Raw genomic sequence first — 16,803 nt, 5'->3', positions numbered from 1 at the left:
TCAGGCCTGGTCCGCCGGCACAAGCCGGCCGCAGACCAGCTTGGTCGCCGGCTGCGGGCGATCCGGGACGGCCTCGTCCCGCGCCTCGGATTCCGAGATCGTTTCGGGAGCGTCGGCATCCGCCTCGGGCTTCACCAGCCGGGCGTCCCGGGTGCCGGGCGGCGGCGCGTCGGGGCCGGAATGACGGGTGTGACCGGCCTTCTTGAAGGCGGTGGAATTCTCCACATCGGCATCGGCGGCGCAGCCCCAGTCGAGTGGTTCGTCCTGGACGTAGCGCTTACCGAGCCGCCAGGCGGTCTCGGCCTTGGCGAGTTCCGCCCCGAGATAGAAGGCGTGGGCGCCGTCGCTCGCCACGTCGAGATCGGGGAAGAAGGCCATCGCGTCGGTGCCGACCCTGTGGATGTCGCGGTTGTAGACGTGGATCCCGTCCTCGGCGACCGCGATCCGGTAATTCGGGTCGCGGACCTCGACCGCGGCCTGGGCGACCTCCGCGGCATTCTGCACGAACGGACGCTTGTCGTGGAGGGCGAGCAGAGCCCGGCCGTAACCCTTGGGCAGGGCGGAATCGGCTTTCGCCGCGTACATCACCCGCCTTGCGGCGTCGTGCTCCTCGACGGTGCGGCGGGTATGGTTGGAGACCTGGACGATCAGCGCGTTGCCGATCGACAGCTCCGAGCACATCCCGACCAAGAGCGCGGTGACGCCCAGCGAATCCGCCTCGGTCAGCTCCGTCAGGTTGCCGGTGCCCATCATCATCTGGATGTCGGGCCAGCGGGCGCGGGTGTCGCGGTAGCGGCCGATCGAATCCACGAAGCCGTGGTGGATCGGCTCCAGGATCGGATCCGCCAGGAACGGTTTTCCGGCCTTCAGCATCCGCTCGATCGCCTGGTCGAGGGAGGGCAGGTCGTCCGGGCGCAGGGGCACCAGGATCGGCACCGCGTCGGTCTCGAAGGCGAGGTCCAGCGTGTCGATGTTCAGGCTGAGCAGGTAGTCGGCCCCGGCACGGGCGCCGCGGGCGAGTTCGTCGAGGGAGAACGAATCGACGCTGACCTTCAGGCCCGCGCCCTTCAGGGCGGCCACCGACTCTTCGAGGTGCGGGAAGGTCGTGTCCGGCAGGCCGCCCAGGTCGATCACGTCGGCGCCGCGGCGGGCGAGGTCGAGCCCCTTGGCCAGGATCTTGTCGGGCGTCATCTTCGAGGCGTCGACGATCTCGGAGAAGATCCGCAGGTCGTGCTTCGACAGGTCGACCTTGCGGCCGGCGAGTCCGAGCCAGACCGGCAGGTCGACCACCTCGTCCGGGCCGCGCTCGACCGGGAGGTGGAAATGCTCGGCCAACCGGGCGGTATCGGCCCGGCAGCGGCCGGGCAGGACTATCCGGGTCGCGCCCTCGGGGATGTCGACCCGGCGGCGGATGATTTCCTCGGTCATCAGCGCGGCGACCTTCACGCCGGCATCCGCGATGCTCCAACGGATGCTCGACGGCAGGCCGGCCGCGACCTTTTCGAGCCGCGCCCGGGCGAGGCGTCCGGTGACGAAGACGATGTGCTCGGCCGGACTCACGCGGCCACCCGCTGCCGGAGCGTGACCTGCTTGGTCGGACCCCAGATCTCGATCGGCCCACCGTAGCGGGCCGCGAAAGCCGGGAAGGCGGCATCGACCAGCCCGCGCCGGGCCAGGAGGGCAGGGGCCTCGTCGGCCCAAGCGTCGGCCGACTTCACCAGCACGCAGCGACCGGCGCGCAGGCGCGTGGCCAGCCAGAGGGCGAGGCTGTCGGAGGTGACGTCCCAGCTTTCGGGGATCTCGGGATGGCCGGCGCGTAGGGTCGCCGGGTCCCAGACGCTGGCCGCGGCTGTATCGGCCCAAGGCTCGACGCTGTGGGTCAGCCGCGGCTCCAAACTCCGAAAAAAATCGGCCATGCGGCCCATCGCGTCGAGGGCGCGGCGGTGAGCCTCGGCATCGTCGAAGCCGTCGCGGATCTGGTCGGCCCGCACGGCCTCCGCGAAGGCGCCGCCGCCCGGAACGACGACGCAGCGCCCGTGGACGCCCGCCGCCGCCTCCGTCAGCAGGGCGCCCAGCCGCACCGGGTCCGCTTCCAAGCTGCCGCCGATCTTGAGGATCGTCGTCACGCGGCATCCCGATGGGTCGGCCGGAGGGCGCGCACGGCTTCTGCGACCCGCAGGGGGTCGATGCCATTGTGCCTGTCGAAATCGCGGCACAGGCCACCGCGGAAGCCGAAATAATCCGGGCGATGGCCGCTCAGGACCGGGAGATCGGTGACACGCAGCGAGCCCGCCAACCCGCTCATCAAGCCATGGGCGCGGCAGGCCGCCGTAAAGGCCCCGAGCGTGCCCGGCTCGGCAAGGTCCGTAAGCCGCGCCCCGGTCTTCCCGGCAGTGTCGACCATCGCCCCCGCGAAACCGGCCCGCGCCAGGGCCGGGACTAGATCGGCCACCGGCCCGTCCTCGGCGAACAGAACGGCGATCAGGCGGCCGGGCGCGGCGGCGGTCAGCCCGCCGAGGGCTACCGTATCGCACCGCAGCGCCGGGCCGAGCCCGACCTTCACCCAATCGACCCTTGTCCGTGCCATGGCGGCGACGCACTCGAGCGTCGGGTTGGCCACCGCGCTGGTCACGGCCGCGCCCGCGACCCGGGCGACGATCTCGCCCACTAGTCCGGCGTCGAGGGCGCCGAGCGCCCCGCGCTCCGGGTCCTTGGCATCGATCAGGTCGGCCCCGGCGAGCAGGGCGGCCTCGGCCTCGGCCGGGTCGCGGACGCTGACGAGGAGCCGGGGCAGGGGGGCTGGCGAAACGGGGAACGCGGACACGGATCTCTCAAGGACTGGCTGCGCTAGGTCACGACTTGCCGGGCAGCGGCTCGGCGAGCAGGCGGTTCTTCACCACCCAGCGCATGGCATGCGCCCAGGTGTCGTCGGTATCGGCCCGGATCGTCACCTGCCCGCCGCGCACCATCTTGCCGGTCTGGGCCTCGGCGATGGTGACGGTCAGGTTGAAGATCTGGCCGGATCCCTTCTCCACATAGCCGGTCACGACGAGGTCCGCACCCAGGCTCTTGGCGATGTCCGCCGCGCAGCCGTTGCACTTGTAGAGCGGGCCCTCCTTGGCGACCACGTCGGATTTCGACGCGGTGTCGACGATCTCAAGGCCGGCCTGATCGTGCAGGGCGTTGCGCAGCTCGTCGGTGACCAGCGCGAGCTTCTTCGTGTCCATCGGCCGGGCCCTTGTGCCGTAAGTAGCGCCGGGATCGAACAGCTCGACGGGGAAGATCGCGGCCTTCTCGGCGGCGGCGGCGGGACCGGCGAGGAGACAGGCGGTCACCGCGCAGGCGAACAGGTGGCGCATCCTCGGGGCTCCCTCTCGATGATTGTTGCCATGGCGGTCGGCGCGTTCGAGTCACTATAGCTCGGGCGAAGGGACAAATTGGCAATGTACATCGCCGCGTCCTTGGCCCACGACGCGAACGTGAACGCCCGACGGAGAAGCCGCGGTTGAGCGGCCGGATCGGAAGCTGCTAGAGGCCGCGTACATGCACGATCCTGCACATGCTCCGGCCCAGCCCGTCCGTCAGCCCGCGCGCTATTGGCACCCCCGCGCGCTCAGTCTTCGCGTTCTCTTCGCGGGCTGCACGCTGCTGATGCCGCTCGCCGCGCCCGCCCAGCAGCCGGCGCCGCAGCCGATCGACACCCATATCGGGTTGCTCTACCGGCCCGAGCCGGCGCCGTCCTCGTATGACGCCGAGGCCGCCCCGGAGGACGAGGGGCTGGCCGGCGCCAAGATGGGCATCGCCGACAACAACACCACCGGCCGCTTCACCAAGCAGACCTTCGCGCTCGACGAGATCGCGCTCACCGACGAGAAGCCCGACGCCGTGGCCGCCGCCAGGGAGCTGGTGGCCAAGGGCGTGAACTATCTGGTCCTGGCTCTGCCCGCCGATGCGGTGCTGGCGGTGGCGGATGCGGTGAAGGGCACCGGCGCGGTGGTGCTCAATGCCGGGGCGCCCGACGACCGCCTGCGCGGCGCCGATTGCCGGGCCAACGTGTTCCACATCCTGCCGTCCCGGGCGATGCTGACCGACGCCATCGCGCAGTACCTGACGGTGATGCGCTGGCGGAAGATCTTCCTGATCGTCGGCCCGACCGAGGCCGACAAGGCCTATGCCGACGCGATGCGCAACTCCGCCCGCAAGTTCGCCCTGAAGCTCACCGCGGAAAAGCCCTGGACCTTCGGGCCGCTCGCCAAGGCGCGGGGCGATACCCCGACCCGGGCCGAGGCGATGGTCTTCACCCGCGGCCTCGACTACGACATGGCGATCGTGGCCGACGAGGAGGGCGACTGGGGCGATTACGTCTCCTACCGCACCGTCGATCCGCGCCCCGTGGGCGGCACCCAGGCGCTGACCTCGACCACGTGGTCGCCGGTGCTGGAGACCTGGGGCGCCGCGCAGGCGCAGAACCGTTTCCGGCGGCTCGCCTCCCGGTTGATGCGCCCGCTCGACTATCAGGTCTGGGCTGCGGTCCGGACCGTCGGCGACGCCGTGACCGCCAAGAAGACCAACGATCCGGCCGTGCTGACCCCGTACCTGGTCGACCCGGCTTTCAACCTGCCGGCCTACAAGGGCGTGTCGCTGAGCTTCCGTCCCTGGGACCACCAGCTGCGCCAGCCGGTGATCGTGGTGCAGCCGAAAGCCCTGGTCTCGGTGGCGCCCGAGCAGGGCTTCCTGCACCAGCGCACCCCGCTGGACACGCTGGGGGTCGATCTGCCCGAGACCACCTGCAAGTTCAAATGAAAGCGTGCATCGCCTGCGGCGTTGGCGAGGGGCCTGCGCCCTCGCAACGCGCGGGCGATGCTCTACAATCGGACTTCGAGAACGTCCTTCGAGGACGCCGGGACGTCACAAGGGAAGGAAGTCGTATGCGCCGCCGCGTCGAGGCAGGTCTGAGTGGTGTCGCCCTCGGAGCGTGGTTCGCCCTCTGCGGGCCGGCCCTGGCCTTCACCGCCTACGTGACCAACGAGAAAGGCAACTCGGTCAGCGTCATCGACACGACGACGATGGCCGTCACCGCGACCTGGAAGGTCGGGCGCCGGCCGCGCGGGATCACCGTGTCGAAGGACGGCAAGGAGGTGTTCGTCTGCGCCAGCGACGACGACCGGATCGACGTGCTGGATACGAGCTCGGGCAAGGTCGTCCGCTCCCTGCGCTCCGGCCCGGATCCCGAGCAGTTCATCCTCGATGCCTCGGGCAACCCGCTCTACGTCGCCAACGAGGACGACAGCCAGGTCACGATCATCGACATCGAGAAGAACAAGGTGCTCGCAGAGGTGCCGGTCGGCGTCGAGCCGGAGGGGATGGGCCTGTCGCCGGACGGGAAGATCCTGGTCAACACCTCCGAGACCACCAACATGGCCCACTTCATCGACACCAAGACCTTCCAGGTGATCGACAACGTGCTGGTCGATGCGAGGCCGCGCTTTGCCGAGTTCACCGCCGACGGCAAGTTCCTGTGGGTCTCCGCGGAGGTCGGCGGCACGGTCAGCGTGATCGACGTGGCCCAGCGCCGGGTGGTGAAGAAGATCACCTTCAAGATCCCGAGCGTGAACGACGAGGCGATCCAGCCGGTCGGCATCCGCATCACCAAGGACGGCACCAAGGCGTTCGTCGCGCTGGGACCCGCCAATCGGGTCGCCGTGGTCGATGCCAAGACCTACGACGTGGAAAAGTACCTGCCGGTGGGCCAGCGCGTCTGGCAGCTCGCCTTCACGCCCGACCAGAAGATGCTGTTCACCACGAACGGAACCTCGAACGACATCTCGGTGATCGATGTGGCCGCCGAGAAGGTGGTGAAAAGCATCCCGGTCGGCCTGCTGCCCTGGGGCGTCGCCATCTCCCCGAACTGATCTTTTGGGTTTGGCACCGGAGACCCGCACGGCGGGCGCGTCCGGGTGGGACCGCACGAACCACGACACGACCGCCGAACCGGCGGCACAGGGGTAGGAACGACATGGATCGGACGTTTCGGATCGCAGCCCTCACCTTGGCCGGCCTGTTCGCGGCCGGGCCGGCTTCGGCGCTCGACCTGACCAAGAAGCGCGAGAACCTGCCCGACCTCGTCCTCGGCGACGATCAGGGCAACGATTTCGTGGTCGAGAACAAGGACATCACGCTCGAATCCGGCAAGGCCTACCGCCTGCGCATCGTCGCCAAGGGCCACCAGGAGTACAAGTTCTACGCGCCCGAGTTCTTCCGCTACATCTGGTTCAACCAGATCGTCATCGAGCACAAGGAGATCCACGGCGGCGGCGCGCCCGATCACTTCGAGTTCGACGATCCGGGCGAGATCGCCGTCGAGTTCGTGGCGATCAAGCCCGGAACCTACACCTGGGCGGCGCGCGGCCTGGAGGCGAAGGGCATGACCGGCACGTTGACGGTGAAGTGATGGGCGCATTGATTCCGGCCTCGCGCCTCGCCGCGCGCATTGCCTTCCCTCACTGCGGGGTAGGGTACCCTGCGGAGCAGGAGGAGAGTGGGGCAGCGCGACGGTTCAGGATTTCACGCCTGTCGCGACCTGCCCGGCACCGGCGCTCCCCCCTCCCGACTTGTGCTGACGCGGCGGCCACCCTGCTCGGAAGTGGCTACCGGCTTCACGCATCGAGCTTGCCCACACGAGAGGCGGGTGAAGCGCGGGTCCCCTCTCCCGTGCGGGAGAGGGGGCGCGTCGCGCCTCGCCGCAGACGATGCGGGAACATCGTAGCCCGGAGAGGGGGGAAGGCGTTCGCGTTCGCGCTGTTCAGCCTTGTTCTGACCGCACCCGCCCTCGCGGCCGACGACGCCGCCTCCTGCGCCGAGGGCATCACCATGATCCGCGACGCCCTCGCGGCGAACCCGCCCGAAGCTGCGTCGCCCAAGCTCAAAAAAGCCCTCCGGGTCGCCGAGCGCGAGCAGAAGGAGGCCGAGTTCGACGAGTGCCTCGACGCCGTCGCGGATGCCCGCAAGGTGTTGGGCCGATGAGCGAAGCGGCCCTGCTGGTCGAGCATGTCGGCCACCGGTTCGGCGCGCGGACGGCGCTCGACGACGTGTCGATCACGGTGGAGCGCGGGCGCTTCGCGGCCCTGCTCGGGCCGAACGGCGCCGGCAAGACGACGTTGTTCTCGGTGATCACCCGGCTCTACGCCAACCAGAGCGGCCGGGTCGCGATCTTCGGCCACGGGCTCGACCGCGAGCCCTCCCGGGCGCTGGCCCGGCTCGGCGTCGTGTTCCAGGCCCGGACGCTGGATACCGACCTCACCGTCGAGCAGAACCTGCTCTATCACGCCAGCCTCCATGGGATCGTCCGCAAGGCCGGGAAGCTGCGGATCGGCGCCCTGCTCGACCGCGTCGGCCTGGCCGACCGGCGCCACGACAAGGTCCGCACGCTCTCGGGGGGGCAGTCGCGCCGGATCGAGATCGCGCGCTCGCTGATCCACCGGCCGGACCTGCTGCTGCTCGACGAGCCGACGGTCGGGCTCGATCTCGAATCCCGGGCCGACATCGTGGTGATCGTCCGGGCGCTGGTGCGCGAGGAGGGGCTGTCCGTCCTGTGGGCGACCCACATCTTCGAGGAGATCGCTCCGGAGGACGACGCCGTGGTGCTGCACCGCGGCCGGATCGTCGCCCGGGGCCGGGCCGGGGATATCGGCGCGCCGGGCGAGGGCCTGGCCGACGCGTTCCGCCGTCTCGTCGCCGAGCCGGGGAGGGCGGCGGCGTGATGGACGACCGCACGATACGCGCGCTCTCCCTCCCCCCTCTGCGGGGGAGGGTGGGCCGGCCGTCAGGCAGGGTCGGGAGAGGGGAGCGCCGTATCCGGAAGGTTCGCGACGCCGACCACATCCTGCACCGTCGCGCTGCCCCTCTCCCGACCCCCTCCGGGGGCCACCCTCCCCCGCAGAGGGGGGAGGGGAAGGCGCGTGTTTCTTGCCGTAGCCCTCGCTACGAAATCAAGCGCGTCTGCCTGCGTATAGGTCCGCTCACATGACGACGCCCCTCGCCACGGCTGTTCCCGCGACCCCGTCCCAAAAAACCGCCCGCCAGATGGGCCGGCTCGATACGGTCGGCTACCTGATCTGTCTGGGCGGCATCGTCCGGCGGGAATTGCTGCGCTTCTTCAACCAGAAGGAGCGGTTCTTCTCGGCGCTGGTCCGGCCGCTGGTGTGGCTGTTCATCTTCGCGGCGGGCTTCCGCAACACGTTGGGGGTCTCGATCGAGCCGCCCTACCAGACCTACGTTCTGTACGAGGTCTACGTGGTGCCGGGGCTGGCGGTGATGATCCAGCTGTTCAACGGCATGCAGTCCTCGCTCTCGATGGTCTACGATCGCGAGGTCGGCTCCATGAAGGTGCTGCTGACCTCGCCGTATCCGCGCTGGCTGCTGCTGCTTGCCAAGCTGATCGCCGGCGTCTCGGTGTCGATCGTGCAGGCCTACGCGTTCCTGGCGGTGGCGTATTTCTGGGAAACCGACATCCCGACGCTCGGCTACCTCGCGGCGCTCCCGGCCTTCCTGGCCTCGGGGCTCATGCTCGGGGCGATCGGGCTGTTCCTGTCCTCGCTGGTCCGCCAGCTCGAGAATTTCGCCAGCGTGATGAACTTCGTGATCTTCCCGATGTTCTTCGCGTCCTCGGCGCTCTACCCGCTGTGGCGGATCCGGGAATCCTCGGAAACGCTCTACTGGATCTGCGAGTTGAATCCGTTCAGCCACGCGGTCCAGCTCGTGCGCTACGCCCTCTATGTCCAGTTCGAGCCGGTCGCCTGCGCGGTCGTCATCGGCGTGACCCTCGCCTTCTTCGGCATGGCGGTCGTCGCCTACGATCCCGGTCGCGGCATCATGGCCCGCCGCGGCGGCCCGGCCGGCGATACCAACTGACGGAACCTGAGCGATGAACCGCCTTGCTGCCCGCGTCCTGTTCCCCGCCCTCGGCCTCGCGCTGATGGCAGGACCCGTCCTCGCCCAGCCCCGGCAGGACCCGGACTGGCCCTGCGTCCAGCGCAAGGTCGCGACCCTGAGCTCCGGCCAGTTCTGGACGGGGCCCGACATCGCGGCGGCCGGCGACTGGGGCACCGACAACGACGCGGCGGTGCTCGCCCAGAAGATCGCTTCCAGGCGCACCGAGCTGTCCGAGGTCGGGCCGCTGCTCGACGGCTTCGTCGGCAAGCTCGGGGCCGACAAGGACACCAGGGACAAGTCCCTGACCCACGTCTACGCGGGGGTGTTCGAGATCATCAACGGCGAGCGCGACAAGGTCATGGGCGGGATCGCGCGCTACGCCCAGGGCCAGCGCCGCATGGCCGAGCGGATCCGCGACGAGGCCGACACGATCAGCCAGACCAAGGACGCGCCGAGCGCGACGGACGCCACCGAGCTGCCGAAGGATCAGTCGGACCTGGAGACCAAGTTCGCCTGGGACCGCCGCATCTTCCAGGAGCGCAGCCAGTCGCTGACCTATGTCTGCGAGGTGCCGCAGCTGCTGGAGCAGCGGCTCGGCGAGATCGGCCGGATGATCCAGGCGCGGCTCTGAGGCGAGGCGCGCGGGCCGCGCGGCGGCATTGCCGAAACATCCCGCTCGATTTGCCGAAATGTCCCTAAGCTGCTGAAATCATTATAAAAACTGTTGCCGTTACATCACGGCCGTTCGCGTTCGACTTCGGTATTTCCGAAAGGTTGCCGAAACCGGGCGCCCGTGGTGTCCAGTCAATTGTGTCTATTTCCGTCACCCGCCAAGAAAGACCGCAAGCTCGACAGCAACGGGCGCGGGTTCAAGGCAAGGGGATTGGAATGTCACTGAGGGCGCTTCGGAGCAGCCTGGTCGCGTCGGCGTCGGTTCTGGGCGGGGTGATGCTGCCCTGCGCCGCGCAGGCTCAGAACGCCGTGACGCTGGGCGAGATCAGCGTCGTGTCGACCTCGCCGGTCGGCGCGGGCGGCGGCAATTCCAGCGGCGCTCAGAACCTGAACACGCTCGGCCAGGTCGTTCCGACCGCGCCCGTGGGTCCGGTCCGCCTGCGCGGCTCCGAGCAGCCGCTGAACAAGATCCCCAGCACGGTCGAGACGGTGACGCCGCGGCAGATCGATGTCGATCGCGGGACCGACAACATCCTCGCGACCTTCGCCCGCGAGACGCCCGGGGTGAACCTGAACGATTCGCAGGGTACGGCGAACCGCGCCGACCTCAATTATCGCGGCTTCACCGCCTCGTCGGTGCAGGGCGTGCCGCAGGGTCTCGCCGTCTACCAGAACGGCATCCGCATCAACGAGGCCTTCGGGGACGTCGTCAACTTCGACCTGATCCCGCCGCAGGCGATCCAGCGCATCGATGTGGTCACCGGCAACCCGGTCTTCGGCCTCAACGCCATCGGCGGCGCAGTCAACATCCAGATGAAGAACGGCTTCACCTGGCAGGGCACCGAGATCACCGCCTTCGGCGGATCCGATGGCCGCACCGCGGGCTACCTGGAATACGGCAAGGTCTCCGACAACTGGAGCCTCTACTTCACCGGCGACGGCTTCAACGACCGCGGCTGGCGCTACGAGAACCCGGCGACGATCGGCCGGCTCTACGGCGATATCGGCTACCGCTCGCAGGACTCGGAGTTCCACCTGATCGGGCTGGCGGCGCGCAGCTTCTACGGCGCCGCCGCCGCCACCCCGGTGGATTTCACCCATGTCGACCCGCGGGCCATCTTCACCTACCCGCAGACGCAGACGACGGAGGTCGGCTCGATCCAGCTGACCGGCCGGGTCGACATCTCGCCGACCTGGGACCTCGCCGGCAACGCCTACTTCCGTCGGTTCAGCGAGTCCTATGTCGACGGCAACGACGGCAATTTCGAGCAGTGCAGCTCGCGGTCGAGCTTCCGCGGCTTCCTCTGCTTCCAGGATGACGGGTTCAGCCCGTCCGCCGGCCAGTCACAGCTGGCTTTCCGCAACCAGTTCCTGCTGCTGGGCCAGCAGAACCAGCGGATCCCCTACCGGGCCAACATTCCCTACGGGACGATCGACACCACGCAGACGCAGGCGACCGGCTACGGCGGCTCTTTGCAGGCGGCCAACCGGGACCGGATCTTCGGCCTGCCCAACACCTTCGTCATCGGCGGCAGCGTCGATGCGGCTGACTTCTCGTTCAAGTCCCAGAGCCAGCTGGGCGTGATCAACCCGAACCTGTCGATCACGACCGATCCGAACAACCCGTATTACGGGAACATCCCGGGCCTCGGCACGGAGATGATCCGCACGTTGGGTGCGATCGGCATCGCGCCCACGTCGGTCCAGGGCTCGAACCTCTACCTCGGCCTCTACGCCACCGACACGCTGGACCTGACCGACCGGCTGTCGCTCACCGCCGGCTTCCGCCTCAACTACGCGCACATCCAGACCCGCGACCTGACCGGCTTCTCGCCGGACGTGAACGCGACGAACGAGTTCTTCAAGGTCAACCCGCTGGCGGGCCTCACCTACCAGTTCGACCCGGCGCTCAACCTCTACGGCAGCTACTCGGAGTCGAACCGCGCGCCGACCCCGTTGGAACTGGCCTGCGCCAACCCGAACCAGCCCTGTCTGCTGCCAAACTCGCTGGTGGCCGATCCGCCGCTCAAGCAGGTCACCGGCCAGACCTACGAGGTCGGCTTCCGCGGCGTGATCCCGAGCTTCCTCACGGGCGGCGCCCTGACCTACAAGGCCGGCGTCTTCCGCACCGATCTGAAGAACGACATCATCCAGATCGCGGTCAGCGGCAATGCCGCCCGCGCCTACTACACCAACGTGCCGGCGACGCGGCGCCAGGGCATCGAGGTGAGCGCCGAGTACGTCGTCAACCCCGACCTGCTCGTCTACGCCAACTACGCGCTGATCGACGCGACCTACCAGTTCAACGACACGCTGTCCTCGCCGAACAACCCGCTGTCCGACGACGGGGCGATCTTCGTCAAGAAGGGCAACAAGATCCCGCTGATCCCGGATCACCAGATCAAGGCCGGATTCGAATACAACATCACGCCGAACTGGCGCTTCGGTCTCAACGTGTCGGCCTTCTCGTCGTCCTACTTCCGCGGAGACGATTCGAACCTGAACCGCAAGCTGCCGGCCTATTACGTGATGAACTTCACGACGAAGTATCAGGTCACCAAAAATCTCGAGATCTTCGGCCTGATCACCAACCTGACCAACAACCGCTATGCCACCTTCGGCACCTTCGCGGAGACAGGCGCCGTGACGAACAGCCTCTCGATCAGCGACCCGCGGACCACGACCCTGGCGCAGCCGCTGTCGGTCTATGCCGGCCTGACATACCGCTTCGGTCCCGATCCGGTCGCGATGGCGCCGGAGCCGATCATCCGCAAATACTGACGCACCACGCGGTCAGGGCAGGGCGCTCCACGCGGTCTTCGGACCGGGCGGGGCGCCCTTCGCATTTTCGACGCCCGAAACGGGACGCCGTGCGGCCTCACGTCTCAGGAACGTGCCCCGGCGCCCCGCGTCTCTTCCCGGAGCGACAGACGCCTCGGCCGGCCCTCGGCGATCCCCGCGGATCGCGGCCGGGCACATCCCGAACCCTGTGGAGAAACGCCTCGATGATGATGAGATTCGCCCTCGCAGCCCTGGCTCTCGCCGCCGCTACCCCGGCCTGGGCGACCCCGTGCGCCGACGAGGTGTCCACGCTGCAGAAGCGCCTGGACAGCGCGGGCGCCGCCTCGGTGACCGGCACGACGCCGCCCGGCGGCACGACCTCGTCGCATTCCGACAAGGCGCTCGCGACCCCGCCGGCCCTGACCAAGGGCGACGCCGCCGTGAAGCCCACCGCGTCCGGCGTCGACGAGGCGAAGAAGCTGGTTGCGAAGGCCGCCGCCGAGGACAAGGCCGGCAATGCCGAGGCTTGCCGCAACACGATCCTGCAGGCCAAGGAGAAGGCCGGCGCCCTGCCGTAGGGCCTGACGAGGTCGGTGTCCCGGAGGGACGCCGACCGATCCGCTCAATACGCGTTCTCGGTCTTGAACAGCGCGAACGGCGTGGTCAGCAGGATCTGCAGGTCGAGCAGCACCGACCAGTTCTCGATGTAAAACAGATCGTGCTCGACGCGCCGCTGCAGCTTCTCGGAGGTGTCGGTCTCGCCGCGCCAGCCATTGACCTGAGCCCAGCCGGTGATGCCGGGCTTGACCTTGTGGCGGGCGAAATAGCCGTCGACCACTTGGTCGTACAGGGTGTTGGCGGCCTTGGCCTGGAGCGCGTGCGGACGCGGCCCGACCAGCGAAAGGTCGCCCTTCAGGACGTTGAACAGCTGCGGCAGCTCGTCCAGCGAGGTCTTGCGGATGAAGCGCCCGACCGGGGTGACCCGGGGGTCGCCGCGCGTGACCATCCTGGCGGCGCCGGCATCGCACTGATCGACATACATCGAGCGGAACTTGAACACCTCGATCAGCTCGTTGTTGAAGCCGTGGCGCTTCTGCCGGAACAGCACCGGCCCGCGCGAGGTCAGCCGCACGGCGAGCGCCACCGCGATCATGAGCGGCGACAGCGCCAGCAGCATCATCAGGCCGACGCAGCGGTCGAACACGGCCTTCACCACCACGTCCCAGTCGGCGATCGGCCGGTCGAACACGTCGAGTACCGGCACCGAGCCGAGATACGAGTAGCTGCGCGGGCGCAGCCGCAGCTTGGCGGCGTGGGCCGAGAGGCGGATGTCGATCGGCAGCACCCAGAGCTTGGCGAGCATCTGGAGGATCCGGGCCTCGGCGGTGATCGGGATCGTGAACACGATCAGGTCGAGCCGGGCGTGCCGGGCATAGGCGACCAGATCGTCGACGTTGCCGAGCTTCGGATACCCGGCCACCACGTCGGAGGACCGATCGGCGTTGCGGTCGTCGAAGACGCCGACGATGCGGATGCCGCTCTCGCTCTGGGTCTCCAGCGCGGCGATCAGGTCCTCGGCCGGCTTGCCGCCGCCGACGATGGCCGTGCGGCGATCGAAGCGGCCGGCGCGGGTCTGCCTGTCGATGATGCGGGACAGGGCGAAGCGTCCAGTCAGCAACGCGGCGAGGCCGGTGCCGTAGAACGCGCCGAGCCACAGCCGCGAGTAATGGTCGGCGATCTTGGCAAGCACCAGGATGGCGGCGACCATCAGGAAGGTCATCGACCAGGCCGCGATCAGCCGGACCGCCGCCTTGGCGAAGGTCCGGAACGCGGCAATCCGGTAGCCGCCCGCCGCCTGGATCAGCGCCACGGTGAGGATCGCAACCAGCCCGATCACCCCGGCATAGGTCAGCCCGAACGGGACCCGGCCGCGCAGCATCAGCAGATGCAGGAGGGCGCCGAGACTAAAGATCAGGGCGGCTTCCAGGGCCCGCACCAGCCCGGCCACGACGACCGGCGAGATCGCCGCAGGCCCGGGCGCGAGCGTCTCCGCGGACGGGACCGCGCTGCCGCCACGGGCGACGGCAGCCTGCCCGCCGAGAGGTCCGGTGGCGTCAAGAAGATCGCGGATATCGAACGCGCTCATCGATCGGCTCCTCCCGGGCACGTTGCCGGGTCTCACGCTGCCTCATCTGTTTCCGAGACCTGGAAACAGATGAGGTTCTGAGCGCGGACCCTTGCACGGGGCATAATAGAAAACCTTAAACCCGAGCCGATCGGCGTGTACGTCCCTGAAAGCGGGCTCGGAATTGAGCTCACAGGCGCGTGCCGCCGCGTTCAGGCCGTGCGCGCCTGGGCAAGCTTGCGCGATCCGACGGTGAGGCGCTCCTCCCGGGCTTGGAACGCCGCGGCATAGCCCGACACGACATCGGCTCCCATCCGCTCCAGCGAGAACCGCTCATGAATGGATTCGCTGAGCGCCCGGACGCGCGCCGCCAGCATGTCCGGAGCTTCGTCGAGAACCTGGCGGATCGCGCCGGCGAGCGCCTCGGAATCGCGGGACGGGACGAGATCATCGGCCAAGGGCCCGAAGATTTCCGGGATGCCGCCGACCCGCGTGGCGACCAAGGGCTGGCACGCGGCCGCAGCTTCGAGGACGACGTAGGGCAGGGATTCCGCCAGCGACGGCACCACCAGGATGCGGCCGCGGGCCAGCACCGACCGGATCGCCTGCGGCGGCTCGAAGGCGGCCACGTCCGAGAGGCCGAGCCGCTGGACCATGGTTTGCAGGCTCTCGGCGTCCGGCCCGGAGCCGACCATCAGCAGGCGCAGTGCCCGGCCCTCGGCGCGCAGCCGGACCAGGGCTTCGAGCAGGTAGGGCAGACCCTTTGCCTCGCGCAGCTCGCCGACATAGAGCAGGTCGGCGGCGTCCGGGGCCAGGGGGACGGGGGCGAACTCGGCGTCGGCGATGCCGTTGTGGACGATGCGGGTCACCTGCACCGGCCCGCCGACGAAGGCCCGGTGCCGGCCAGCGACGTACTCGCTCTCGAACAGGAACGCATCCGTCCGGCGGGCGAGCACGGCTTCGGCCGCCATGTAGGTCCGGTGGAGCGCGCTGCCCGGCCGGTAATTGTAGCTGCCGCCATGCGGCGTGTAGGCCCGGATCGCCGAAGCGGGCGCGAGCCGCGCGTAGACACCGCCCTTGGCGCCGTGGCCGTGGAGCACGGTGGCACCGACGGCGCCGGCCCGGCGCGCGACGGCGCGCAGGCAGGTCCAATCCGAGAGGTGAGGGTTGCGCCGCATCGGAACCCGGAGAAGCCCGAGTTCGAGGGACGGCATCAGTTCGGCGAGGGCGCGCGCGCCGCGCTCGCCGCCGGTCGTCGCGTCGCAGACGATGCCGACGGCGTGGCCCGCCGCGGCCTGAAGGCGGGCGAGGTCCATCACGTGCCGGAACAGCCCGCCGACAGGCGCGCGGAACACGTGCAGGATACGGTGACGCTGAGGGATTCGGGTGTCGTTCGGCTTCGCAGCCACGGTGTCGCTCCCGGGAATAACAGTCCCGATAATGTGGAGCCTTGATCGTCGCAGTAAACTTAAACGGCCATCCGCTCGATCGGCCTTTTCAGCGAGAAGGTAAGCGGAGTTTTACTGCTGTGGATCGATTTACGTCAGCTGCAGGCCGTTCAGGCTGGCCCAGATCGTTCCGTAATGGCAGGCCGTCGCGGCGAGCACGAAGCCGTGCCAGATCGCGTTCTGAAACGGCAGGGTCCGCCAGACGTGGAACAGCACGCCCACCGAGTAGAGCAGCCCGCCGATCGCCAGCAGCCACAGGGCGGTGGGCTGCAGGGCCGCGATGACCGACTCGTAGGCGAGCAGCCCGCTCCACCCGAGCAGCAGGTAGAGGGCGATGGACAGGCGATCGTACCGGCCGGGCAGGAAGAGCTTGACCGCGATCCCGACCAGGGCGACCAGCCAGATCACCGCCAGCAGCAGATAGGCGCGGGTGCCGGACCCCACCAGCGCCACCAGCGGCGTGTAGGTGCCGGCGATCATCAGGTAGATCAGGGCGTGATCGGCCCGGCGCAGGAGCCATTTCCGCGGGCTGACCGGATACAGGTTGTAGACTGCGGAGACGCCGAGCATCAGCACCAGGGCGGTGGCGTAGAGGACCACCGCGGCCCGCTCGCCGAACCCGAGATGCGCCGTGAGCGCCGTGGCCACCAGCGCCACCGCGCCGGCGAGGCCGAGGACGACCCCGAGGCCGTGGATCACACCGTCCGCCACGATCTCGCGCGGCGTGTAGTGCCACGTCAGAGTCAGCGGGCGACCATCCTCCGCGAGAGACATCATGAAGCCTCCTGCTACGCCTGCAGCCTAAAGCTTAAGAGCGCTCAGTCGTTCCCTATGCAAAGTGCTGAC

At 68.8% G+C, this 16,803-nt stretch carries 16 protein-coding genes; 9 read left to right on the top strand and 7 right to left on the bottom strand.

Annotated features, from left to right (window positions below; translation table 11 throughout):
- Genes MKL11_RS05410 through MKL11_RS05395 form a run of 4 tightly spaced genes read right to left on the bottom strand, consistent with a single transcriptional unit; the run spans position 1 to position 3,359 of the window.
- A complete protein-coding gene (locus tag MKL11_RS05410; protein WP_243940990.1) occupies positions 1 to 1,560 on the bottom strand; it encodes a DUF6513 domain-containing protein in 1,560 nt (519 codons plus the stop codon).
- Positions 1,557 to 2,126, bottom strand: a complete 570-nt coding sequence (locus MKL11_RS05405; RefSeq protein ID WP_243940988.1) for a uridylate kinase — start codon at positions 2,124 to 2,126, stop codon at positions 1,557 to 1,559. Before MKL11_RS05405 ends, MKL11_RS05410 begins: the two co-directional genes overlap by 4 nt.
- Positions 2,123 to 2,824: a (5-formylfuran-3-yl)methyl phosphate synthase gene (locus tag MKL11_RS05400; protein ID WP_243940985.1), complete on the bottom strand. Its 702-nt coding sequence runs from the start codon at positions 2,822 to 2,824 to the stop codon at positions 2,123 to 2,125. Before MKL11_RS05400 ends, MKL11_RS05405 begins: the two co-directional genes overlap by 4 nt.
- 28 nt (positions 2,825 to 2,852) lie before the next feature.
- Positions 2,853 to 3,359 (bottom strand): DUF3280 domain-containing protein, encoded by a 507-nt coding sequence (locus MKL11_RS05395; RefSeq protein WP_243940982.1) that lies wholly within the window; start codon positions 3,357 to 3,359, stop codon positions 2,853 to 2,855.
- A 184-nt stretch (positions 3,360 to 3,543) separates the two neighbouring features.
- Here MKL11_RS05395 and MKL11_RS05390 point away from each other — a divergent pair, with 184 nt between their 5' ends.
- The 9 genes from MKL11_RS05390 to MKL11_RS05350 all read left to right on the top strand — a co-directional run bounded on the left by MKL11_RS05390 (position 3,544) and on the right by MKL11_RS05350 (position 12,962).
- On the top strand, positions 3,544 to 4,803 hold the full coding sequence (locus tag MKL11_RS05390) for an ABC transporter substrate-binding protein (protein WP_243940980.1): 1,260 nt from the start codon (positions 3,544 to 3,546) through the stop codon (positions 4,801 to 4,803).
- Between the two features lie 125 nt (positions 4,804 to 4,928).
- Positions 4,929 to 5,912, top strand: a complete 984-nt coding sequence (locus MKL11_RS05385) for a YVTN family beta-propeller repeat protein (protein WP_243940978.1) — start codon at positions 4,929 to 4,931, stop codon at positions 5,910 to 5,912.
- Between the two features lie 104 nt (positions 5,913 to 6,016).
- Positions 6,017 to 6,451 carry a hypothetical protein gene (locus MKL11_RS05380; protein WP_243940976.1) on the top strand — a complete coding sequence of 145 codons (435 nt, stop codon included), beginning with the start codon at positions 6,017 to 6,019 and terminating at the stop codon, positions 6,449 to 6,451.
- Positions 6,452 to 6,759: 308 nt separating this feature from the next.
- Positions 6,760 to 7,023 (top strand): hypothetical protein, encoded by a 264-nt coding sequence (locus MKL11_RS05375; RefSeq protein ID WP_409565816.1) that lies wholly within the window; start codon positions 6,760 to 6,762, stop codon positions 7,021 to 7,023.
- Positions 7,020 to 7,760, top strand: coding sequence for an ABC transporter ATP-binding protein (locus MKL11_RS05370; RefSeq protein ID WP_243940974.1), 741 nt, complete (start codon positions 7,020 to 7,022; stop codon positions 7,758 to 7,760). The genes MKL11_RS05375 and MKL11_RS05370 overlap by 4 nt, the downstream gene beginning before the upstream one ends.
- Positions 7,761 to 8,022: 262 nt before the next feature.
- Positions 8,023 to 8,910 (top strand): ABC transporter permease, encoded by an 888-nt coding sequence (locus tag MKL11_RS05365; RefSeq protein WP_409565814.1) that lies wholly within the window; start codon positions 8,023 to 8,025, stop codon positions 8,908 to 8,910.
- 13 nt (positions 8,911 to 8,923) lie between these two features.
- Positions 8,924 to 9,562, top strand: coding sequence for a hypothetical protein (locus tag MKL11_RS05360; RefSeq protein WP_243940972.1), 639 nt, complete (start codon positions 8,924 to 8,926; stop codon positions 9,560 to 9,562).
- 257 nt (positions 9,563 to 9,819) lie between these two features.
- Complete coding sequence (locus MKL11_RS05355; protein WP_243940970.1) at positions 9,820 to 12,384, top strand: TonB-dependent receptor; 2,565 nt, start codon at positions 9,820 to 9,822, stop codon at positions 12,382 to 12,384.
- A 224-nt stretch (positions 12,385 to 12,608) separates the two neighbouring features.
- The gene (locus tag MKL11_RS05350; RefSeq protein ID WP_243940968.1) at positions 12,609 to 12,962 is read left to right on the top strand and encodes a hypothetical protein; all 354 of its coding nucleotides are present in this window, start codon (positions 12,609 to 12,611) and stop codon (positions 12,960 to 12,962) included.
- Positions 12,963 to 13,006: 44 nt separating this feature from the next.
- Here MKL11_RS05350 and MKL11_RS05345 read toward each other — a convergent pair whose 3' ends face one another.
- The 3 genes from MKL11_RS05345 to trhA form a co-directional block, all read right to left on the bottom strand.
- A complete protein-coding gene (locus tag MKL11_RS05345; protein WP_243940966.1) occupies positions 13,007 to 14,530 on the bottom strand; it encodes an undecaprenyl-phosphate glucose phosphotransferase in 1,524 nt (507 codons plus the stop codon).
- Between the two features lie 191 nt (positions 14,531 to 14,721).
- The gene (locus MKL11_RS05340; protein ID WP_243940964.1) at positions 14,722 to 15,918 is read right to left on the bottom strand and encodes a glycosyltransferase family 4 protein; all 1,197 of its coding nucleotides are present in this window, start codon (positions 15,916 to 15,918) and stop codon (positions 14,722 to 14,724) included.
- A gap of 129 nt (positions 15,919 to 16,047) precedes the next feature.
- On the bottom strand, positions 16,048 to 16,731 hold the full coding sequence (gene trhA, locus MKL11_RS05335) for a PAQR family membrane homeostasis protein TrhA (protein WP_243941131.1): 684 nt from the start codon (positions 16,729 to 16,731) through the stop codon (positions 16,048 to 16,050).
- Between the last annotated feature and the right edge of the window lie 72 nt (positions 16,732 to 16,803).

This window comes from Methylobacterium sp. J-077 (assembly GCF_022829365.1).
Taxonomy (GTDB): Bacteria; Pseudomonadota; Alphaproteobacteria; order Rhizobiales; family Beijerinckiaceae; genus Methylobacterium.
This window is presented reverse-complemented; position numbering and strand designations above follow the sequence as displayed.

Excerpts from the sequence above, each read along its gene's own strand:
- MKL11_RS05395 (WP_243940982.1), bottom strand. The coding sequence starts at position 3,359 with ATGCGCCACCTGTTCGCCTGCGCGGTGACCGCCTGTCTCCTCGCCGGT.
- MKL11_RS05390 (WP_243940980.1), top strand. The coding sequence starts at position 3,544 with ATGCACGATCCTGCACATGCTCCGGCCCAGCCCGTCCGTCAGCCCGCG.
- MKL11_RS05385 (WP_243940978.1), top strand. The coding sequence starts at position 4,929 with ATGCGCCGCCGCGTCGAGGCAGGTCTGAGTGGTGTCGCCCTCGGAGCG.
- MKL11_RS05380 (WP_243940976.1), top strand. The coding sequence starts at position 6,017 with ATGGATCGGACGTTTCGGATCGCAGCCCTCACCTTGGCCGGCCTGTTC.
- MKL11_RS05370 (WP_243940974.1), top strand. The coding sequence starts at position 7,020 with ATGAGCGAAGCGGCCCTGCTGGTCGAGCATGTCGGCCACCGGTTCGGC.
- MKL11_RS05365 (WP_409565814.1), top strand. The coding sequence starts at position 8,023 with ATGACGACGCCCCTCGCCACGGCTGTTCCCGCGACCCCGTCCCAAAAA.
- MKL11_RS05360 (WP_243940972.1), top strand. The coding sequence starts at position 8,924 with ATGAACCGCCTTGCTGCCCGCGTCCTGTTCCCCGCCCTCGGCCTCGCG.
- MKL11_RS05355 (WP_243940970.1), top strand. The coding sequence starts at position 9,820 with ATGTCACTGAGGGCGCTTCGGAGCAGCCTGGTCGCGTCGGCGTCGGTT.
- MKL11_RS05350 (WP_243940968.1), top strand. The coding sequence starts at position 12,609 with ATGATGATGAGATTCGCCCTCGCAGCCCTGGCTCTCGCCGCCGCTACC.
- MKL11_RS05345 (WP_243940966.1), bottom strand. The coding sequence starts at position 14,530 with ATGAGCGCGTTCGATATCCGCGATCTTCTTGACGCCACCGGACCTCTC.
- trhA (WP_243941131.1), bottom strand. The coding sequence starts at position 16,731 with ATGTCTCTCGCGGAGGATGGTCGCCCGCTGACTCTGACGTGGCACTAC.